Here is a 15,626-nt window from a genome sequence, read left to right on the forward strand (position 1 = left end):
AGATGCACAGCACACTGATCGTCGCCCGAATGAACCTGGGCTCGGCCGAGGAGGTCGCCCGGATATTCGGCGCCTTCGACGGGACCGACATGCCGCATCTGATGGGCACGCGCCGCCGTGAGCTGTTCTCGTACCGCGGTCTGTACTTCCACCTCCAGGATTTCGACGCCGAGAACGGTGGCGAGCGCATCGAGACCGCCAAGAACGACCCCCGGTTCATCCGGATCAGCGACGACCTCAAGCCGCACATCGAGGCGTACGACCCCGCCACCTGGCGCTCGCCGGCCGACGCGATGGCCCAGCGCTTCTACCACTGGAGCGCTTCGTGAGCAGGTCGACCGGCCGCCGCGTCGTGATCACCGGAGTCGGTGTCACGGCCCCCGGCGGCATCGGGGTCAAGGACTTCTGGCAACTGCTGGCCGACGGACGCACCGCGACCCGCAGGATCTCGTTCTTCGACCCGGCGCCGTTCCGCTCCCAGATCGCCGCCGAGGCGGACTTCGACGCCGAACTGTCCGGGCTCACCCCGCAGGAGATCCGCCGGATGGACCGCGCCGCGCAGTTCGCGGTGGTCACCGCCCGCGAGGCGGTCGCCGACAGCGGACTGGACTTCGACTCCGTCGACCCGCACCGCGTGGGCGTGACCATCGGCAGCGCCGTCGGCGCCACCACCGGCCTCGACCAGGAGTACCGCGCGGTCAGCGACGGCGGACGGCTGGACCTGGTCGACCACGAGTACGCGGTCCCGCACCTCTACAACTTCCTGGTGCCCAGTTCCTTCGCGACCGAGGTCGCCTGGGCCGTGGGCGCGGAGGGGCCCGGCACGGTGGTCTCCACCGGCTGCACCTCCGGCCTCGACGCCGTCGGCTACGCGACCGACCTGATCCGCGACGGGGCGGCAGACGTGGTCGTGGCCGGGGCGAGCGACGCCCCGATCTCGCCCATCACCGTCGCCTGCTTCGACGCGATCAAGGCCACCACGGCGCGCAACGACGACCCGGAGCACGCCTCCCGGCCGTTCGACGCCAGCCGCACCGGCTTCGTACTCGGCGAAGGGGCGGCCGTGTTCGTCCTGGAGGAGTTGGAGAGCGCCCGCCGCAGGGGCGCCCACATCTACGCCGAGGTCGCCGGTTACGCGACCCGGTCCAACGCCTTCCACATGACCGGACTGCGCCCGGACGGCGCGGAGATGGCCGAGGCGATCCGGGTGGCGCTCGACGAGGCCAGGATCGATCCGCAGGACATCGACTACATCAACGCGCACGGCTCCGGCACCAAGCAGAACGACCGCCACGAGACCGCCGCCTTCAAGCGCAGCCTCGGGGACCACGCCTACCGGACGCCGGTCAGCTCCATCAAGTCGATGGTGGGCCACTCACTCGGCGCCATCGGCTCGATCGAGATCGCGGCCTCCGTGCTGGCGATGGAGCACAGCGTCGTACCGCCCACCGCCAATCTGCACCACCCGGACCCGGAGTGCGACCTCGACTACGTGCCGCTGACCGCGCGCGACTGGCGTACGGACACGGTGCTGTCGGTCGGCAGCGGCTTCGGCGGCTTCCAGAGCGCGGTAGTGCTCGCCCGACCGGATCGGAGCGCTCGATGAACGCCCACCCCGTGGTGACCGGACTCGGTGTCGTCGCGCCCAACGGCCTCGGCGTCGAGGAGTACTGGGCCGCCACCCTCGAAGGACGCAGCGGCATCGGACGGATCACCCGTTTCGACCCCTCGGACTACCCGTCGCGGCTCGCCGGTGAGATCGGCGGCTTCGACGCCCGCGAGCACCTGCCCAGCAGGCTGCTGCCGCAGACCGACCGGATGACCCAGTTGGCCCTGGTGGGCGCGGACTGGTCGCTGAAGGACGCCGGGATCGACGCCGACGACCTGCCCGCCTACGCGGCCGGGGTGATCACCGCCAGCCACTCCGGCGGCTTCGAGTTCGGCCAGAACGAACTCAAGGCCCTGTGGAGCAAGGGCGGCCGGTACGTCTCCGCCTACCAGTCCTTCGCCTGGTTCTACGCCGTCAACAGCGGGCAGATCTCCATCCGCCACGGACTGCGCGGCCCCAGCAGCGTGGTCGTCAGCGACCAGGCGGGCGGCCTGGACGCGCTCGCCCAGGCCAGGCGCCAGATCCGCAAGGGGACGTCGGTCGTGGTGGCCGGCGCCGTCGACGCGTCGATCTGCTCCTGGGGGTGGGTGGCCCAACTGGCCGGCGGACGGCTGGCCACCGGGGACGACGCCGAGCGCGCCTACCTGCCCTTCGACGCGTCCGCCCGCGGCCATGTGCCCGGCGAGGGCGGCGCGTTGCTGGTCGTCGAGGACGCCGAGCACGCGCGGGCCCGAGGCGCCGGGAACATCTACGGCGAACTCGTCGGCCACGCCGCCACCATGGATCCCCGGCCGGGCAGCGGCCGGGCGCCCGGCATCGAACGGGCCATCGAGGAAGCGCTGTTGGACGCGGGCACCGGCCCCGACGAGGTGGACGTGGTCTTCGCGGACGCCGCCGCGATCCCCGAACTCGACCGTATCGAGGCCGAGGCCATCACCAAGACCTTCGGCCCGCACGGGGTCCCGGTGACCGCGCCCAAGACCATGACCGGCCGCCTCTACTCCGGCGCCGCGCCGCTGGACGTCGCCGCCGCGCTGCTGAGCATCCGCGACGGCGTGATCCCGCCGACCATCGGCACGGCCCTGGCCGACCGGTACGACATCGACCTGGTGGTCGGCGCCCCGCGCCCCGCGCCCGTACGCACCGCCCTGGTGCTCGCCCGCGGCCAGGGCGGATTCAACTCGGCCCTCGTCGTACGCGCCGCCGACCGCTGAACCCACCCGGCGCCGACGGTTGTTGTCGCCCGCCCACGACGGCTGGAGCCACCTGCCGCCGACCGCTGTAGTCACCCGCCGCCGACCGCTGAGGCCGCCCGCCGCCGGGACCACCGGCCACCGCGGGCTCCGGCCTTCGCGCCCCGGCCACCATCCCCACCACGAAAGGCACCGGACATGTCCACCACCAGCCCGTTCACCCTCGACGACCTCCGCCGCATCCTGCTGGAGGCCGCGGGCGAAGAGGAGGGCGTCGACCTGAGCGGCGACATCATCGACACCGAGTTCCAGGCGCTCGGCTACGAGTCGCTCGCCCTGCTGGAGACCGGCAGCCGGATCGAGCGTGAGTACGACATCTCGCTCGACGACTCCGCCCTGACCGACGCGGTCACACCGCGCGGCCTCATCGACGCCGTCAACTCGCAGCTCTCCGCTGCCCCGAGCGTCTGAGGAGACGGCACATGTCGCAGAACACGGAGCGGGTCGCCCTGGTGACGGGCGCGACCAGCGGTATCGGCCTGGCGGTCGCCCGCCTGCTGGCCGGCCAGCGGCACCGGGTCTTCATCGGCGCCCGCAACGCCGACAACGTCGCGGCCACCGTCAAGGAACTGCGCGCCGAGGGGCTGGAGGTCGACGGCGCGGTCGTCGACATCCGCAGCGACGAGGAGGTCAGGTCGTTCGTCCAGGCGGCCGTCGACCGCTTCGGCACCATCGACGTGCTCGTCAACAACGCGGGCCGCAGCGGCGGCGGAGTGACCGCCGACATCACCGACGAGCTGTGGTACGACGTGATCGAGACCAACCTGAACAGCGTCTTCCGGGTCACCCGTGAGGTGCTGAACACGGGCGGTCTGCGCGACAAGAGCCGCGGCCGGATCATCAACATCGCCTCCACCGCCGGGAAGCAGGGCGTGGTGCTCGGCGCCCCGTACTCCGCCTCCAAGCACGGCGTCGTCGGTTTCACCAAGGCCCTGGGCAACGAGCTGGCGCCGACCGGGATCACGGTCAACGCGGTCTGCCCCGGCTACGTCGAGACGCCGATGGCGGCGCGGGTCCGGCAGGGATACGCGGCGGCCTACGACACGAGCGAGGACGCGATCCTCCAGAAGTTCCAGTCCAAGATCCCGCTCGGCCGCTACTCCTCGCCCGAGGAAGTGGCGGGACTGGTCGGCTACCTCGCCTCCGACACCGCCGCCTCCATCACCTCGCAGGCGCTCAACGTCTGCGGCGGCCTCGGCAACTTCTGAACCCTGGCTGATCTCCGGCCGATCTCCGGCCGATCCCGTTTGCCCTTTGCCCGACCGCTGCCTGACCCCTGACCGGCCCCTGACCGACCGCGGACGACCGCCCGGTCCCGCGGTCCTTTCCACCACCGATCGGAGCTGTGACATGACGACCCGTGAGGTCGAACACGAGATCACCGTGCGGGCCCCCGCCGCCGACGTCTACCGGCTGCTCGCCGAGGTCGAGAACTGGCCCCGGCTGTTCCCGCCGTCCGTCTACGTCGACTACCTCGAACGCGACGGGAACGAGGAGCGCATCCGGATCTGGGCCACCGCCAACGGCGAGGCCAAGAACTGGAGTTCGCGGCGGACGCTGGACCCCGATGCCCTGCGTATCCGCTTCTGGCAGGAGGTCTCGGCGCCCCCGGTGGCCGAGATGACCGGCACCTGGATCATCGAGCGGCTGGGGGAGCGGGAGTCGCGGGTACGGCTGCTGCACAGCTACCGCGCGATCGACGACGACCCCGAGGGTCTGCGATGGATCGACGAGGCGGTCGACCGCAACAGCCGGGCCGAACTGCCGGGCCTGAAGACCAACTTGGAGCTGTCGGCGCAGGACGCCGGGCTGAGCCTGTCCTTCGAGGACAGCGTGCGGGTCGAGGGCGCGGCCAAGGACGTCTTCGACTTCGTCAACGAGGCCCACCTGTGGACCGAGCGGCTGCCGCACGTCGCCAAGGTCGAACTCACCGAGGACACCCCGGGCCTCCAGACCCTGCGGATGGACACGCTCACCAAGGACGGCTCGACCCACACCACCGAGTCGGTCCGGGTCTGCTTCCCCCACCACAAGATCGCCTACAAGCAGACCACGCTGCCCGCGCTGCTCGACCTGCACACCGGCTACTGGACCTTCGAGGAGGGCGAGGACGGGGTCACCACCGCCACCTCACAGCACACCGTCGTGCTCAACGCCGAGAACATCGGCAAGGTGCTCGGCCCCGAGGCGGGGGTGGAGGAGGCGCGCCGGTTCATCCGTGAGGCGCTCGGCAACAACAGCCGGGCCACGCTGAACCACGCCAAGGAGCACGCGGAAGCGCGGCGCTGAGCATGGCGGGCCCACTGGACACCGATGTCGTCGTGGTCGGAGCAGGACCCGTCGGGCTGCTGCTCGCCGGTGAACTGCGCCTCGGCGGAGCGCGGGTGACCGTGCTGGAGCAGCTCACCGAACCGACCACCGAGTCCCGGGCGTCCACGCTGCACACCCGCACGATGGAGATCCTGGACGAGCGCGGGCTGCTGTCACGGCTGGGCACGCTGCCCAGCGGCGGCCCCGGGCACTTCGGCGGCCTGCGCCTCGACCTGACCGCGGCGGCTCCCGGCCACCGCTGGGCCGGGCAGTGGAAGTGCGCCCAGGCGCGTCTGGAGGCCGTGCTGTACGCCTGGGCCACGGAGTTGGGCGCGCGGGTGCTGCGCGGGCACGCGGTGACGGGCCTGCGTTCGCGGACCGACCGGGTGGAGGCCGGGTTCATCCAACTGGGCTCCCAACCGGGCGTCCTGACCGCCTCCTACGTGGTCGGCTGCGACGGCGAGCGCAGCACCGTACGGCAGTTGGCCGGATTCGAGGTGGACGGCGGGGACGGCACGCTGGAGATGCTCCGGGCCGACCTCGCGGGCATCGACATCCCCAACCGGCGCTTCGAGCGGCATCCGAACGGGCTCGCCACCGCCTTCCGCTGGCCCGACGGCAGCACGCGGGTGATGGTCCATGTGCACGGCGAAGGCAGCGGTCCGTCCGCCGAAGCCGAAGCCGAAGCCGAAGCCGGCACCGGCACCGGCACCGGAACTGGCACCGGCCCCGGACGGCGGACCGGCGCCCCGAGCCTGGACGAGGTCGTCCGGGCCTGGTCCCTGGTGACCGGCGAGGACATCGGCGCCGGCACCCCGGTCTGGCTCAACGCCTTCGACAACACCACGATCCAGGCCACCCGCTATGTGAAGGGCCGGGTGCTCCTCGCGGGCGACGCGGCCCACGTGCAGATGCCCGTCGGGGGCCAGGCGCTCAACCTCGGCCTCCAGGACGCCGCCGACCTCGGCTGCAAGCTCGCGGAACAGATCGCCAAGGGCGACGGGGGCAGCGAGGACAGCGGCTCGGCCCTGCTGGAGAGCTACCACGACACCCGGCACCGGATCGGCGCCGCGACGCTCACCAACATCCAGGCCCAGGCCCGGCTGCTGCTCGGCGGTCCCGAAGTGGACGGCCTGCGGTCGGTCTTCGGCCAACTGCTGGAGATCGACTCGGCCCGGCGCCATCTGGCCCGCGCGATCAGCGGCCTCGGCGCCGCCGCCCCCGACCCCGCCGAACCCGGTCCGGCCGACCGCGACCCCGTCGGCCCCGACGCGTCCGGCCCCGCGGCACCACACCAGACCACCACAGATGACGTCACCCCAGGAGAGGCATCATGAGCAGGCTCATCGGCAAGACGGCGCTCGTCACCGGCTCCAGCCGCGGCATCGGCCGCGCCATCGCCGTACGGCTGGCCCGGGAGGGCGCGCTGGTCGCCGTGCACTACGCCGCCAACGAGGCGGCGGCCCAGGAGACCGTCGAACTCATCGAGAAGGACGGCGGCCAGGCGTTCACCGTCCGCGCGGAGTTGGGCGCGCCCGGCGATGTGCACGAACTCTTCCTCGGCCTGGAGAAGGGCCTCAAGGAGCGGTCCGGCGGCACCACCCTCGACATCCTGGTGAACAACGCCGGTGCGACCAGCGCGAGCGGCATCGCACCCGAGGACGTGACCCCGGAGCAACTCGACCTGTTCTTCGCGGTGAACGCCAAGGCCCCGTACCTCATCGTGCAGCGGGCCCTGGCGCAGATCCCCGAGGGCGGTCGCATCATCAACATCTCGTCCGGCCTGACCCGGGTCGCCAACCCCGACCAGGTCGCGTACGCGATGACCAAGGGCGCGATCGAGCAGCTCACCCTGCACCTCGCCCGCCACCTGGCGCCGCGCGGCATCACCATCAACAGCGTCGCGCCCGGGATCACCGACAACGGCAGCGCCGTCTTCGACATCCCCGAGGCGGTCGAGCAGATGGCTCAGCTCTCGGCCTTCAAGCGGGTCGGCAAGGCCGGTGACGTCGCGGACGTGGTCACCTTCCTCGCCACCGACGAGGCCCGGTGGATCACCGGCGCCTTCATCGACGCCACCGGCGGCACGCTGCTGGGCTGACCGCCCAAGGGGAGCAGGAACCGACCGAATCGAACGGGAGAGGAGGTGGCCCGGCATGCCGACAGACGTCCCGGGAAGCATCGCGGACCGCACGTCCGAACTCGGCGCCCTGAAGGAACGGGTCCGGCAGGGACCCGATCCGCGGGCGACCGAACGACAGCACGCACGCGGCAAGCTCACCGCGCGGGAGCGGATCGAACTGCTCCTGGACAAGGGCAGTTTCACCGAGGTCGAAGGGCTGCGGCGGCACCGCGCCAGCGGCTTCGGCCTGGAGGCGAAGAAGCCGCACACCGACGGTGTGGTCACCGGCTGGGGCACGGTCGAGGGCCGGACGGTCTTCGTGTACGCCCATGACTTCCGGATCTTCGGCGGCGCGCTGGGAGAGGCGCACGCCGAGAAGATCCACAAGATCATGGACCTGGCCATCGCGGCCGGCGCCCCGCTGGTCTCGCTCAACGACGGCGCGGGCGCCCGTATCCAGGAGGGCGTCTCGGCGCTCGCCGGTTACGGCGGGATCTTCCGGCGCAACACCAGCGCCTCCGGGGTGATCCCGCAGATCAGCGTGATGCTCGGCCCGTGCGCGGGCGGAGCCGCCTACAGTCCGGCCCTCACCGACCTGGTGTTCATGGTCCGGGAGACCTCGCAGATGTTCATCACCGGCCCGGACGTGGTCCAGGCGGTGACCGGCGAGGAGATCACCCAGAACGGTCTCGGCGGCGCGGACGTGCACGCCGCGACCTCGGGGGTCGCCCACTTCGTCTACGACGACGAGGAGACCTGCCTGGCCGAAGTCCGCTATCTGCTCTCGCTGTTGCCCGCCAACAACCGCGAACTGCCGCCGCGCGCCATCACCGCGGATCCGCCCGACCGCGAGTCCGAGGCACTGCTCGACCTGGTGCCCGCCGACGGCAACCGGTCCTACGACGTCCGGCGGGTGATCGAGGAGATCGTCGACGACGGCGAATTCCTCGAAGTGCACGCCGCGTTCGCGCCCAACCTGGTCTGCGCGCTCGCCCGGCTGGAGGGCCGGGTGGTGGGCCTGGTCGCCAACCAGCCCGCGGCGATGGCGGGCGTACTGGACATCGACTCCAGTGAGAAGGGCGCCCGGTTCGTCCAGTTCTGCGACTCGTTCAACATCCCGCTGGTCACCCTCGTCGATGTCCCCGGCTTCCTGCCCGGCGTCGACCAGGAGCACAACGGCATCATCCGGCGCGGCGCCAAACTGCTCTACGCGTACTGCAACGCCACCGTGCCGCGGGTCTCACTGATCCTGCGCAAGGCGTACGGCGGCGCGTACATCGTCATGGACTCCCGTTCCATCGGCGCCGACCTGGCCTTCGCCTGGCCCACCAACGAGATCGCGGTCATGGGCGCCGAGGGCGCCGCCAACGTGGTCTTCCGGCGCGAGATCGCCGCCGCCGAGGACCCGGCCGCCATGCGCGCCCAGAAGATCGCCGAGTACCGCGACGAGCTGGTCCATCCGTACTACGCGGCCGAACGCGGCCTCGTCGACGACGTGATCGACCCGCGCCTGACGCGGCCGGTGCTCTGCCGCGCCCTGAACATGCTCAGCGCCAAGGGCGCCGACCTGCCGCACCGCAAGCACGGCAACCCACCCCAGTGAAAAGGATCGTGGCATGGACGTCGGACTCCTCTTCGACCTGCGCAACCCCGAGCAGTGGCACCGGCCGTGGGCCGACCACTACGCGCATACTCTGGAACTCTGCGAAGAGGCCGACCAACGCGGTGTCGGCGGCCTGTGGTTCACCGAGCACCACCGCTTCGAGGACGGCTATCTGCCGCAGCCGCTGACCGTCGCGGCGGCCGTCGCCGCGCGCACCCGGCGGGCCCGGATCGGCACCTCGGTGGTGTTGCCCGCGCTGCACCACCCCGTCGACCTCGCCGAACAGGCCGCGCTCGTCGACCTGATCAGCGGCGGCCGGCTCGAACTCGGCCTGGGCGCAGGGTACCGGGTGCCCGAATACGAGCTGTTCGGCGCGGACTTCGGCCGCCGGTTCGCGGGCACCGGCCGCAACATCCGCGAGATCCTGCGCCTGTGGCAGGAGCGGGTGATCTCGCCGCTGCCGATCCAGGACCCGCCGCCGCTGTGGGGCGGCTTCTACGGTCCGCGCGGCGCGAAGCTCGCGGGCGAGCTGGGCATCGGGCTGCTGCACATCTCGCGCCCCATGTTCAAGCACTACCGCAAGGGCCTGGTCGAGGCGGGCCACGACCCGCAGGCGGCCCGGGTCAGCGACCTGATGCCCATCATCCTCGCCGAGGACCCGGAGAAGGCGTGGCACCAGGTCGCGCCGCACCTGGCCCACCAGGTCAACTCCTACCGGCAGTTGTCGGTGGAGGGCCGGGAGAAGTCCGAACCGCTGCTCACCGCCGAGGATCTCCGCGACCCGAACGCCGAGGACACCCGCGGCCTGCTCGACATCCTCACCCCCGAGGACGCGGCCGTCCGGATCAAGGAACTGACCGGTGACCTGCCGGTCAAGCACCTCATCTTCTGGGCGAGCATCGCCGGGATGCCGGACGAGCTGGTCGCCGAGAACATCCGGCTCGTCACCGAGAAGCTGCCCGCGCTGCTGCCGTGAGCCGGACCCGACGCCGAAGCCGACACCGCGACCCCATCCGACACAGACACGGCGGCCCCTCATGACAGCTCCCTCGTGGACCGACTCTTCCGATGCCGATGCCGATGCCGATGCCGATGCCGAACCCGAGGCCACGGGCACGGCCACGGGAGCGGGAACGGGAACGGGCACGGGCACGGGAACAGGACCGGCGGCGGAATCGACGCGCTGGGACGCCCGGCTCTGGACCGTCCTCCTGATCCTGTCGGCCAACATGATCCTCGACGCGATCGAGGTCTCCCTGGTGCTCGTCGCGCTGCCCTCCATCGGCGCCGCGCTCGGCCTTGACCTGTGGACGGCGCAGTGGCTGATGAGCGGCTTCGCCGTCGGATTCGCCACGCTGCTCGTCCTGGGCCCCCGGCTCAACGCCCGACTGGGCCGCAGGCGGGTCTACCTCGCCGCGATGCTGCTCTTCGCCGCCGCCTCGGTGGTCGGCGGACTCACCGACAGCGCGGCCCTGCTGATCACCACCCGGGTGGTCAAGGGGCTCAGCGCGGCGCTCACCGCACCGACCGGTCTCGCCATCATCGGCACCACCTTCCCCAGCGGACCGCAGCAGCGGCGGGCGGTGTCCGTCTACGCCCTGTTCGGCGCGGCCGGTTTCACGGTCGGACTGCTGCTGTCGGGCGCGCTGCTGACCGAGAGCTGGCGCTGGACCTTTCTCTTCCCGGCGCCCGTGGCCCTGATCCTGCTGGTCTTCGCCCTGCGGATCATCCCGCGCGACCGGGGCGCCGTCCCGGCCCCGCGCGTCACCCCCGCGCTGCTGCGCAACCGCCAACTGCTGCGCTCCGCCGTCGGCGCGGCCTGTCTCAACGGCACGTACCAGAGCCTGTTGCTGCTGCTCGTCTTCCAGACCCAGCGCCAACTGGGCTGGTCTCCCTGGCAGTCGGCGGTCGCCCTGCTGCCCGCGTGCGTGCCGCTGGCCGTGACCGTGCCCTTCGCCGGAGCCATGACGGCGCGGTGGGGTACGGGACGGCTGATCGCCCTCGGCGCGACCGCACCGCTGCTGGGCTACGCCCTCTACCTGTGGCGGCCCGACAGCGGTTCCTACCTCACGGGAATGCTGCCGACGCTCCTTCTGGTCGGCGCCGGGTTCGTGCTCTCCTTCGCGGCCCTCAATCTCCAGGCGACCGGGGCCCTGCCGCCCGCCGAACGGGCCGCGGCCGTCCCGCTGTTCCAGACCGCCGTGCAGGTCGGCGCCGTCGTGATGCTCCCGGCCACCGCGGCGCTGCTCGGCTCCCACCACGGTCACCGCCCGGCGCTGACCCTGATCACCGCCGTCTCCGGGATCGGCCTGCTGGCCGCACTGACCGGACTCCGTACCCCTCACAGACAGGTCGCACCATGACGGATGACCAGCTCTCCCTCGCCATCATCACCGCCAGCGTCCGTGACGGGCGGCTCGGTCCCGCCGTGGCCGACTGGTTCCTGTCCCAGGTCAAGGAACGCCCCGAATTCACCGTGCAGAGCGTCGATCTGATCGACCATCCGCTGCCGCTGGTCCTGCCGGGGCCCGGCAAGGACGTGTCGCTGGAGACGGCCAGGACGCGCGAAGCGCTGCGTTCCGTGCTCGTGGCGGCCGACGCCTTCGTCGTGGTCACGCCCGAGTACAACCACAGCTTCCCGGCCGCGCTGAAGAACACCGTCGACTGGTTCTACGAGGAGTGGACCGCCAAGCCGGTCGGCTTCGTCTCGTACGGCGGCCTCAGCGGCGGCATCCGCGCCGTCGAGCAGCTCCGGCAGGTCTTCGCCGAGGTGCACACCCTGACCGTACGGGAGAACGTCGCCTTTCCCCTGGCGGGAAACCGTTTCGACGAGGCGGGCCGGTTGATCGACCCGGAGCCGAGCGTCCTGTCGGCCGGACTGCTCCTGGACCAACTGCACTGGTGGGGCAACGCGTTGCGGGCGGCCCGCGCCGAGCGCGCGTACCCGCGCTGAGCCCGCCCCCGATCCGTACCCGCGATGAGCCCGCGCCCAATTCGTACCCGCGCTGAACCCGCGCTCGATCCGTACCCGCGCTGAGCGCGCGCCCGGCCGGTGACTCCCCACGCACCGCCCGCTTCCCGCCCCGAACCCCCGGACCCTCGGACCCCGGTCCTCTGGAAGGACGACGGCAATGACCCAGCAGATCTCCTCCGCACCGCCGGACATCCGGCGCGCCGACAGCACGGCCGCGCATGTCGCGCAGTGGCACGTCCCCGACCGCGAGTCCGGGGTCGAGGCCGTGGCCGAGACCGTCGAGCAGTGGCGCGCCGCCGACTGGCCGACCGGGCTCCTGTCGGCCTCCGCGTATCTCAGCACCGAGGACGACACGGTGCTGACCTACCTCCAGACCTCGCGAGCCTCGGCCCACCGCGACTTCACCTCGGGGCTGACGGGACTGGCGGGCGCCGCGACGGTCGCGTACACGCTGCGCCGCGCGATCGTGCTGCACAAGGGGCCGCTGGTGCCGTCCAGCTTCGTGGTCGCGACCTTCGACGTGGACGGGCCCGCCCCGCAGGAGCACATCGTCGAGTCGATCGCGGGCGCCCTCGAAAGCGCCCCCGGCGCGCAGCACCCCGGCCTGCTCTCGGCCAACTTCCACCTCAGCACCGACGGCACCCGCGTCCTGAACTACGCCGAGTGGACCAGCGACGAGGCGCACATCTCGTTCCTTGAGGGCGCCACGCGGGCGGCCACCCTGCGCGCCACCCACGACACTCCCGGCGTCCGGCCGATCGGCTTCAAGCGCTACCACCTCCTGCACAGCCTCACTGCCTGACACCACGTCAGATCCGCGCGCCCACCGGCCCATCGGCCCACCGACCTACCGAACGGAGTCCACCGTGCAGGGCGGAAGGAACGAATCCGCGCCGCTGCGTCTCGCCGAGGTACCCTCGGCGGTCGCACGGTGGCGTCACGAGGAATACGCGGCGGCGCACCCGCCCGCACCGGGCATCCGCCGCGCCGACGACGGCGAGCGCGCGCGTCCCGACGAGACCGAGGTGTCCGCGGCCCCCCGCGTCCTCGAACTGGCCCACCGCGGGGTGAACCGCTCCACGGCGATGCGCCAGGCCGAGCGCCTGCTCGCCGCGGACGAGCGGCGAGCCGACGCCGACAGCGTGTGGCAGGCCGTACTGACCCTGCTGTACGCGGGGGACACCTCGTCCGCGAGCGCGCACTGCGCCCGGCTGGCCCGCGAACCGCTCTGGTCGGGTTCGGTCCGCCACCGCCAGACGCTGGCCCTGCTGCGCGCACGGATCAAGCTGCTCGGAGGGGATACGAGCGGGGCCGTACGCATTCTGCGCGCGGTCCTCGCCCGGGGCCGGTCCGGTACCCGCGTCCCCCTCGCCGCGGTCTGGCTGACCGAGGCGCTGGTCGGGACCGGCGACCTCGACGGCGCGTGGACGGTGCTCCAGGAGAACGGCATGGTCGGCGCGCTCGACCTCGAAGGCCACGACCGGGCCCACGTCCTGGCGGCCCGCGGCGCGCTGCACCTGGCCGCGGGCCAGTTCCGGCAGGGGATCGACGACTGCCTGAGCAGCGGCCGACTGCTGGCCTCGCACGGCATCGACAATCCCGCGGTGGTCGCCTGGCGTTCGGCGGGCGCGCTCGGGGCCGCGGTCGCGGGCCGCCGTGACCTCGCCGTCGCCCTGGCCGAGGACGAACTCGTCGCCGCGCGGAAGTGGGGGTCGGCGCGCGTCCTGGGGACGGCCCTGCGCGCCGTCGCCGTGGCGCGCCGCGACAAGACCTCCCTCGTACTGCTGGAGGAGGCCGTCGATCTGCTCCGCCTGGCCGACGCCCAGGGCGAGCTGGCTCAGGCCCTCTACGACCTCGGCTCGCTGCGGGCCGAACGCAAGGACGCGGCCGGGGCGCGGAGCCGGTTCACGGCCGCCGCCGCGGTCGCGCGCACCTGCGGCAACACCTTCTGGGCGCACCGCGCCGAGTCCGCGCTGCGCCGGCTGGGCGGACCTGGCGCCCCGCGCGGACTCACCCCGCAGGAGGCCAGAATCGCGCAGCTGGCCCGCGCCGGATACAGCAACCGGCGCATTGCGGAAGCCCTTTTCCTCAACGTCAGAACCGTCGAATTCCATCTGTCGGGCGTCTACCGCAAACTCGCCATCTCCGGCAGAGGCGAACTCGTCATGGTACTGAGCGCGGTCGGGGAATCCCCGGCAGTGCGACACAAACCTGCGGGCGAACCGTAGGTTTCCCCGGCTCCTTCGCCGCCGCTTCGCCGAGGGTGCGAGGATCGGGAAAACGGTCGGTCGGTGATCAGAGCACCGAACGCATTCCGTTCTCAACTCCCCTTTCCCGCCGGCGATGTCAGCGCGCGGACCGTCCGGAATACCGGTGCCCGGCAGCGGGCGCGTCAAGTGCTACCCACATCGGGAGGAACCCATCATGACCACCACCGCGCCGTCCCGGGACGATCTCGTCGAGGCCGCGGGGAAACTCGTGCCCCTGCTGCGCTCCCGGGCGCTGTGGATCGACGAGAACCGCAGGCTCCCGCAGGACGTCATCGAGGCGATCGAGGCGTCGGGTCTGCTCAAGATGCAGGTGCCCACGCAGTACGGCGGATACGAGTCGGACGCGCGCGCCTTCGTCGACGTGCTGGCCGAGGTCGCGAAGGGCAACAGCTCGGCCGCCTTCGTCCTGTCCATCTACGCCTCGCTGACCTGGATGGTCGGCCTGTGGCCCGACGAGGCGCTGGACGAGGTGTTCGCCGAGCCCCATGTCCGCGTGACGGGCACGACGGCCGCGTCCGGCAAGGCGACCCGGGTCGACGGCGGCTATCTGTTCAACGGTAGCTGGGGCTACAACAGCGGCGTGCTGCACGCCCACTGGAAGATCACCGCGGCGATGCCCGAGGGGCCCGCGGGGGAGACCCTGCCGGTCTTCGCCCTCATCCCGATCTCCGAACTGGAGATCGTCGACGACTGGAACACCATCGGCCTGGCGGGCTCCGGCAGTGTGACCACCGTGGCGAAGGACGTCTTCGTCCCCGACCACCGGGTGATCTCCGGCGCCGACTTCTACCAGAACGTCTCGAAGTCGCAGGCCAACGCGGCCAAGGGCGCCTACCGGGTGCCGATGCTGGTCAGCGCCACGGTGATACAGACGGGCCAGCTCGTCGGCGCCGCCAAGTACGCCCTGTCCAGCTTCCTGGAGCGGCTCCCCGGCCGGCCGCTGACGTACACCAGCTACCCCAGCCAGTTGGAGGCGCCGATCACGCATCTCCAGGTCGGCGAGGCGGCCCTGCTGATCGAGGACGCCGAGGCCCGCGCCCACCGGTTCGCCGATCTGCTGGCCGACAAGATCCGGCGGGACGAGCCGTGGTCCCAGGACGACCGGGTCTTCTCCCGGGTGCAGATCGGCTGGATCGCCAAGCAGACCAAGCAGGCCGTGGAGATCCTCGCCGCCGCCAGCGGCGGCTCCTCGATCTTCCGGGACGTGCCGATCACCCGCATCCAGCGGGACGTGCACGCGACGTCCCTGCACGCTCTGATCACGCCGAGCACCAACATCGAGCTGTACGGCAGGTCCCTGACCGGCCTTGAGCCCAACTCGCTGTACCTGTGAGCGACATGCCGCGCTGAGCGGAGCGTGACGCGGGCGCGGGGGGGGGGGGGGCCCCCCCCCCCCCCCCCCCCCGCGGCGGGCGGCGGGGGGGCGGGCGGGCGGGGGGCGGGCGGGCCCCCGCCCCCCCCCCCACCCACCCCCCCCCCACCCCC

Annotated in this window: 13 protein-coding genes and 1 pseudogene; all 14 read left to right on the top strand. The window is 71.9% G+C overall.

Annotation, left to right across the window (positions count from 1 at the left end; genetic code table 11):
- Positions 1-2: 2 nt before the first annotated feature.
- The 14 genes and pseudogenes from ACFZAM_RS32725 (at position 3) to ACFZAM_RS32790 (ending at position 15,474) form a co-directional block, all read left to right on the top strand.
- On the top strand, positions 3-329 hold the full coding sequence (locus ACFZAM_RS32725) for a TcmI family type II polyketide cyclase (RefSeq protein WP_355335472.1): 327 nt from the start codon (positions 3-5) through the stop codon (positions 327-329).
- On the top strand, positions 326-1,606 hold the full coding sequence (locus ACFZAM_RS32730; RefSeq protein WP_355335471.1) for a beta-ketoacyl-[acyl-carrier-protein] synthase family protein: 1,281 nt from the start codon (positions 326-328) through the stop codon (positions 1,604-1,606). The genes ACFZAM_RS32725 and ACFZAM_RS32730 overlap by 4 nt, the downstream gene beginning before the upstream one ends.
- On the top strand, positions 1,603-2,823 hold the full coding sequence (locus ACFZAM_RS32735; RefSeq protein ID WP_355335468.1) for a ketosynthase chain-length factor: 1,221 nt from the start codon (positions 1,603-1,605) through the stop codon (positions 2,821-2,823). The genes ACFZAM_RS32730 and ACFZAM_RS32735 overlap by 4 nt, the downstream gene beginning before the upstream one ends.
- Before the next feature lie 177 nt (positions 2,824-3,000).
- Positions 3,001-3,273, top strand: coding sequence for an acyl carrier protein (locus ACFZAM_RS32740; RefSeq protein ID WP_355335466.1), 273 nt, complete (start codon positions 3,001-3,003; stop codon positions 3,271-3,273).
- 11 nt (positions 3,274-3,284) lie between these two features.
- Positions 3,285-4,070 (top strand): 3-oxoacyl-ACP reductase FabG, encoded by a 786-nt coding sequence (gene fabG, locus ACFZAM_RS32745; RefSeq protein WP_355335464.1) that lies wholly within the window; start codon positions 3,285-3,287, stop codon positions 4,068-4,070.
- 142 nt (positions 4,071-4,212) lie between these two features.
- Positions 4,213-5,151: an SRPBCC family protein gene (locus ACFZAM_RS32750; protein WP_391051272.1), complete on the top strand. Its 939-nt coding sequence runs from the start codon at positions 4,213-4,215 to the stop codon at positions 5,149-5,151.
- A 2-nt stretch (positions 5,152-5,153) separates the two neighbouring features.
- Positions 5,154-7,273: pseudogene (locus ACFZAM_RS32755) on the top strand (SDR family oxidoreductase).
- Positions 7,274-7,328: 55 nt separating this feature from the next.
- Positions 7,329-8,897 carry a carboxyl transferase domain-containing protein gene (locus ACFZAM_RS32760; RefSeq protein ID WP_391051274.1) on the top strand — a complete coding sequence of 523 codons (1,569 nt, stop codon included), beginning with the start codon at positions 7,329-7,331 and terminating at the stop codon, positions 8,895-8,897.
- Between the two features lie 13 nt (positions 8,898-8,910).
- Positions 8,911-9,873 (top strand): LLM class flavin-dependent oxidoreductase, encoded by a 963-nt coding sequence (locus ACFZAM_RS32765; protein WP_391051276.1) that lies wholly within the window; start codon positions 8,911-8,913, stop codon positions 9,871-9,873.
- A 61-nt stretch (positions 9,874-9,934) separates the two neighbouring features.
- Positions 9,935-11,260: an MFS transporter gene (locus tag ACFZAM_RS32770; RefSeq protein ID WP_391051279.1), complete on the top strand. Its 1,326-nt coding sequence runs from the start codon at positions 9,935-9,937 to the stop codon at positions 11,258-11,260.
- The gene (locus tag ACFZAM_RS32775) at positions 11,257-11,850 is read left to right on the top strand and encodes an NAD(P)H-dependent oxidoreductase (RefSeq protein WP_355335452.1); all 594 of its coding nucleotides are present in this window, start codon (positions 11,257-11,259) and stop codon (positions 11,848-11,850) included. Before ACFZAM_RS32770 ends, ACFZAM_RS32775 begins: the two co-directional genes overlap by 4 nt.
- Before the next feature lie 178 nt (positions 11,851-12,028).
- Positions 12,029-12,673: a hypothetical protein gene (locus tag ACFZAM_RS32780; protein WP_355335450.1), complete on the top strand. Its 645-nt coding sequence runs from the start codon at positions 12,029-12,031 to the stop codon at positions 12,671-12,673.
- Positions 12,674-12,737: 64 nt separating this feature from the next.
- Entirely contained in the window at positions 12,738-14,099 is a 1,362-nt protein-coding gene (locus tag ACFZAM_RS32785; RefSeq protein WP_391051282.1) for a LuxR C-terminal-related transcriptional regulator, read from the top strand.
- 196 nt (positions 14,100-14,295) lie between these two features.
- On the top strand, positions 14,296-15,474 hold the full coding sequence (locus ACFZAM_RS32790; RefSeq protein WP_355335444.1) for an acyl-CoA dehydrogenase family protein: 1,179 nt from the start codon (positions 14,296-14,298) through the stop codon (positions 15,472-15,474).
- The last annotated feature ends 152 nt before the right edge of the window (positions 15,475-15,626 follow it).

The organism is Streptomyces sp. NPDC008079 (assembly GCF_042957385.1).
Classification (GTDB): domain Bacteria; phylum Actinomycetota; class Actinomycetes; order Streptomycetales; family Streptomycetaceae; genus Actinacidiphila.

Coding starts and splice junctions, on each gene's coding strand:
- ACFZAM_RS32760 (WP_391051274.1), top strand. CDS start 7,329: ATGCCGACAGACGTCCCGGGAAGCATCGCGGACCGCACGTCCGAACTC.
- ACFZAM_RS32765 (WP_391051276.1), top strand. CDS start 8,911: ATGGACGTCGGACTCCTCTTCGACCTGCGCAACCCCGAGCAGTGGCAC.
- ACFZAM_RS32770 (WP_391051279.1), top strand. CDS start 9,935: ATGACAGCTCCCTCGTGGACCGACTCTTCCGATGCCGATGCCGATGCC.
- ACFZAM_RS32790 (WP_355335444.1), top strand. CDS start 14,296: ATGACCACCACCGCGCCGTCCCGGGACGATCTCGTCGAGGCCGCGGGG.
- ACFZAM_RS32775 (WP_355335452.1), top strand. CDS start 11,257: ATGACGGATGACCAGCTCTCCCTCGCCATCATCACCGCCAGCGTCCGT.
- ACFZAM_RS32780 (WP_355335450.1), top strand. CDS start 12,029: ATGACCCAGCAGATCTCCTCCGCACCGCCGGACATCCGGCGCGCCGAC.
- ACFZAM_RS32725 (WP_355335472.1), top strand. CDS start 3: ATGCACAGCACACTGATCGTCGCCCGAATGAACCTGGGCTCGGCCGAG.
- ACFZAM_RS32750 (WP_391051272.1), top strand. CDS start 4,213: ATGACGACCCGTGAGGTCGAACACGAGATCACCGTGCGGGCCCCCGCC.
- ACFZAM_RS32735 (WP_355335468.1), top strand. CDS start 1,603: ATGAACGCCCACCCCGTGGTGACCGGACTCGGTGTCGTCGCGCCCAAC.
- fabG (WP_355335464.1), top strand. CDS start 3,285: ATGTCGCAGAACACGGAGCGGGTCGCCCTGGTGACGGGCGCGACCAGC.
- ACFZAM_RS32740 (WP_355335466.1), top strand. CDS start 3,001: ATGTCCACCACCAGCCCGTTCACCCTCGACGACCTCCGCCGCATCCTG.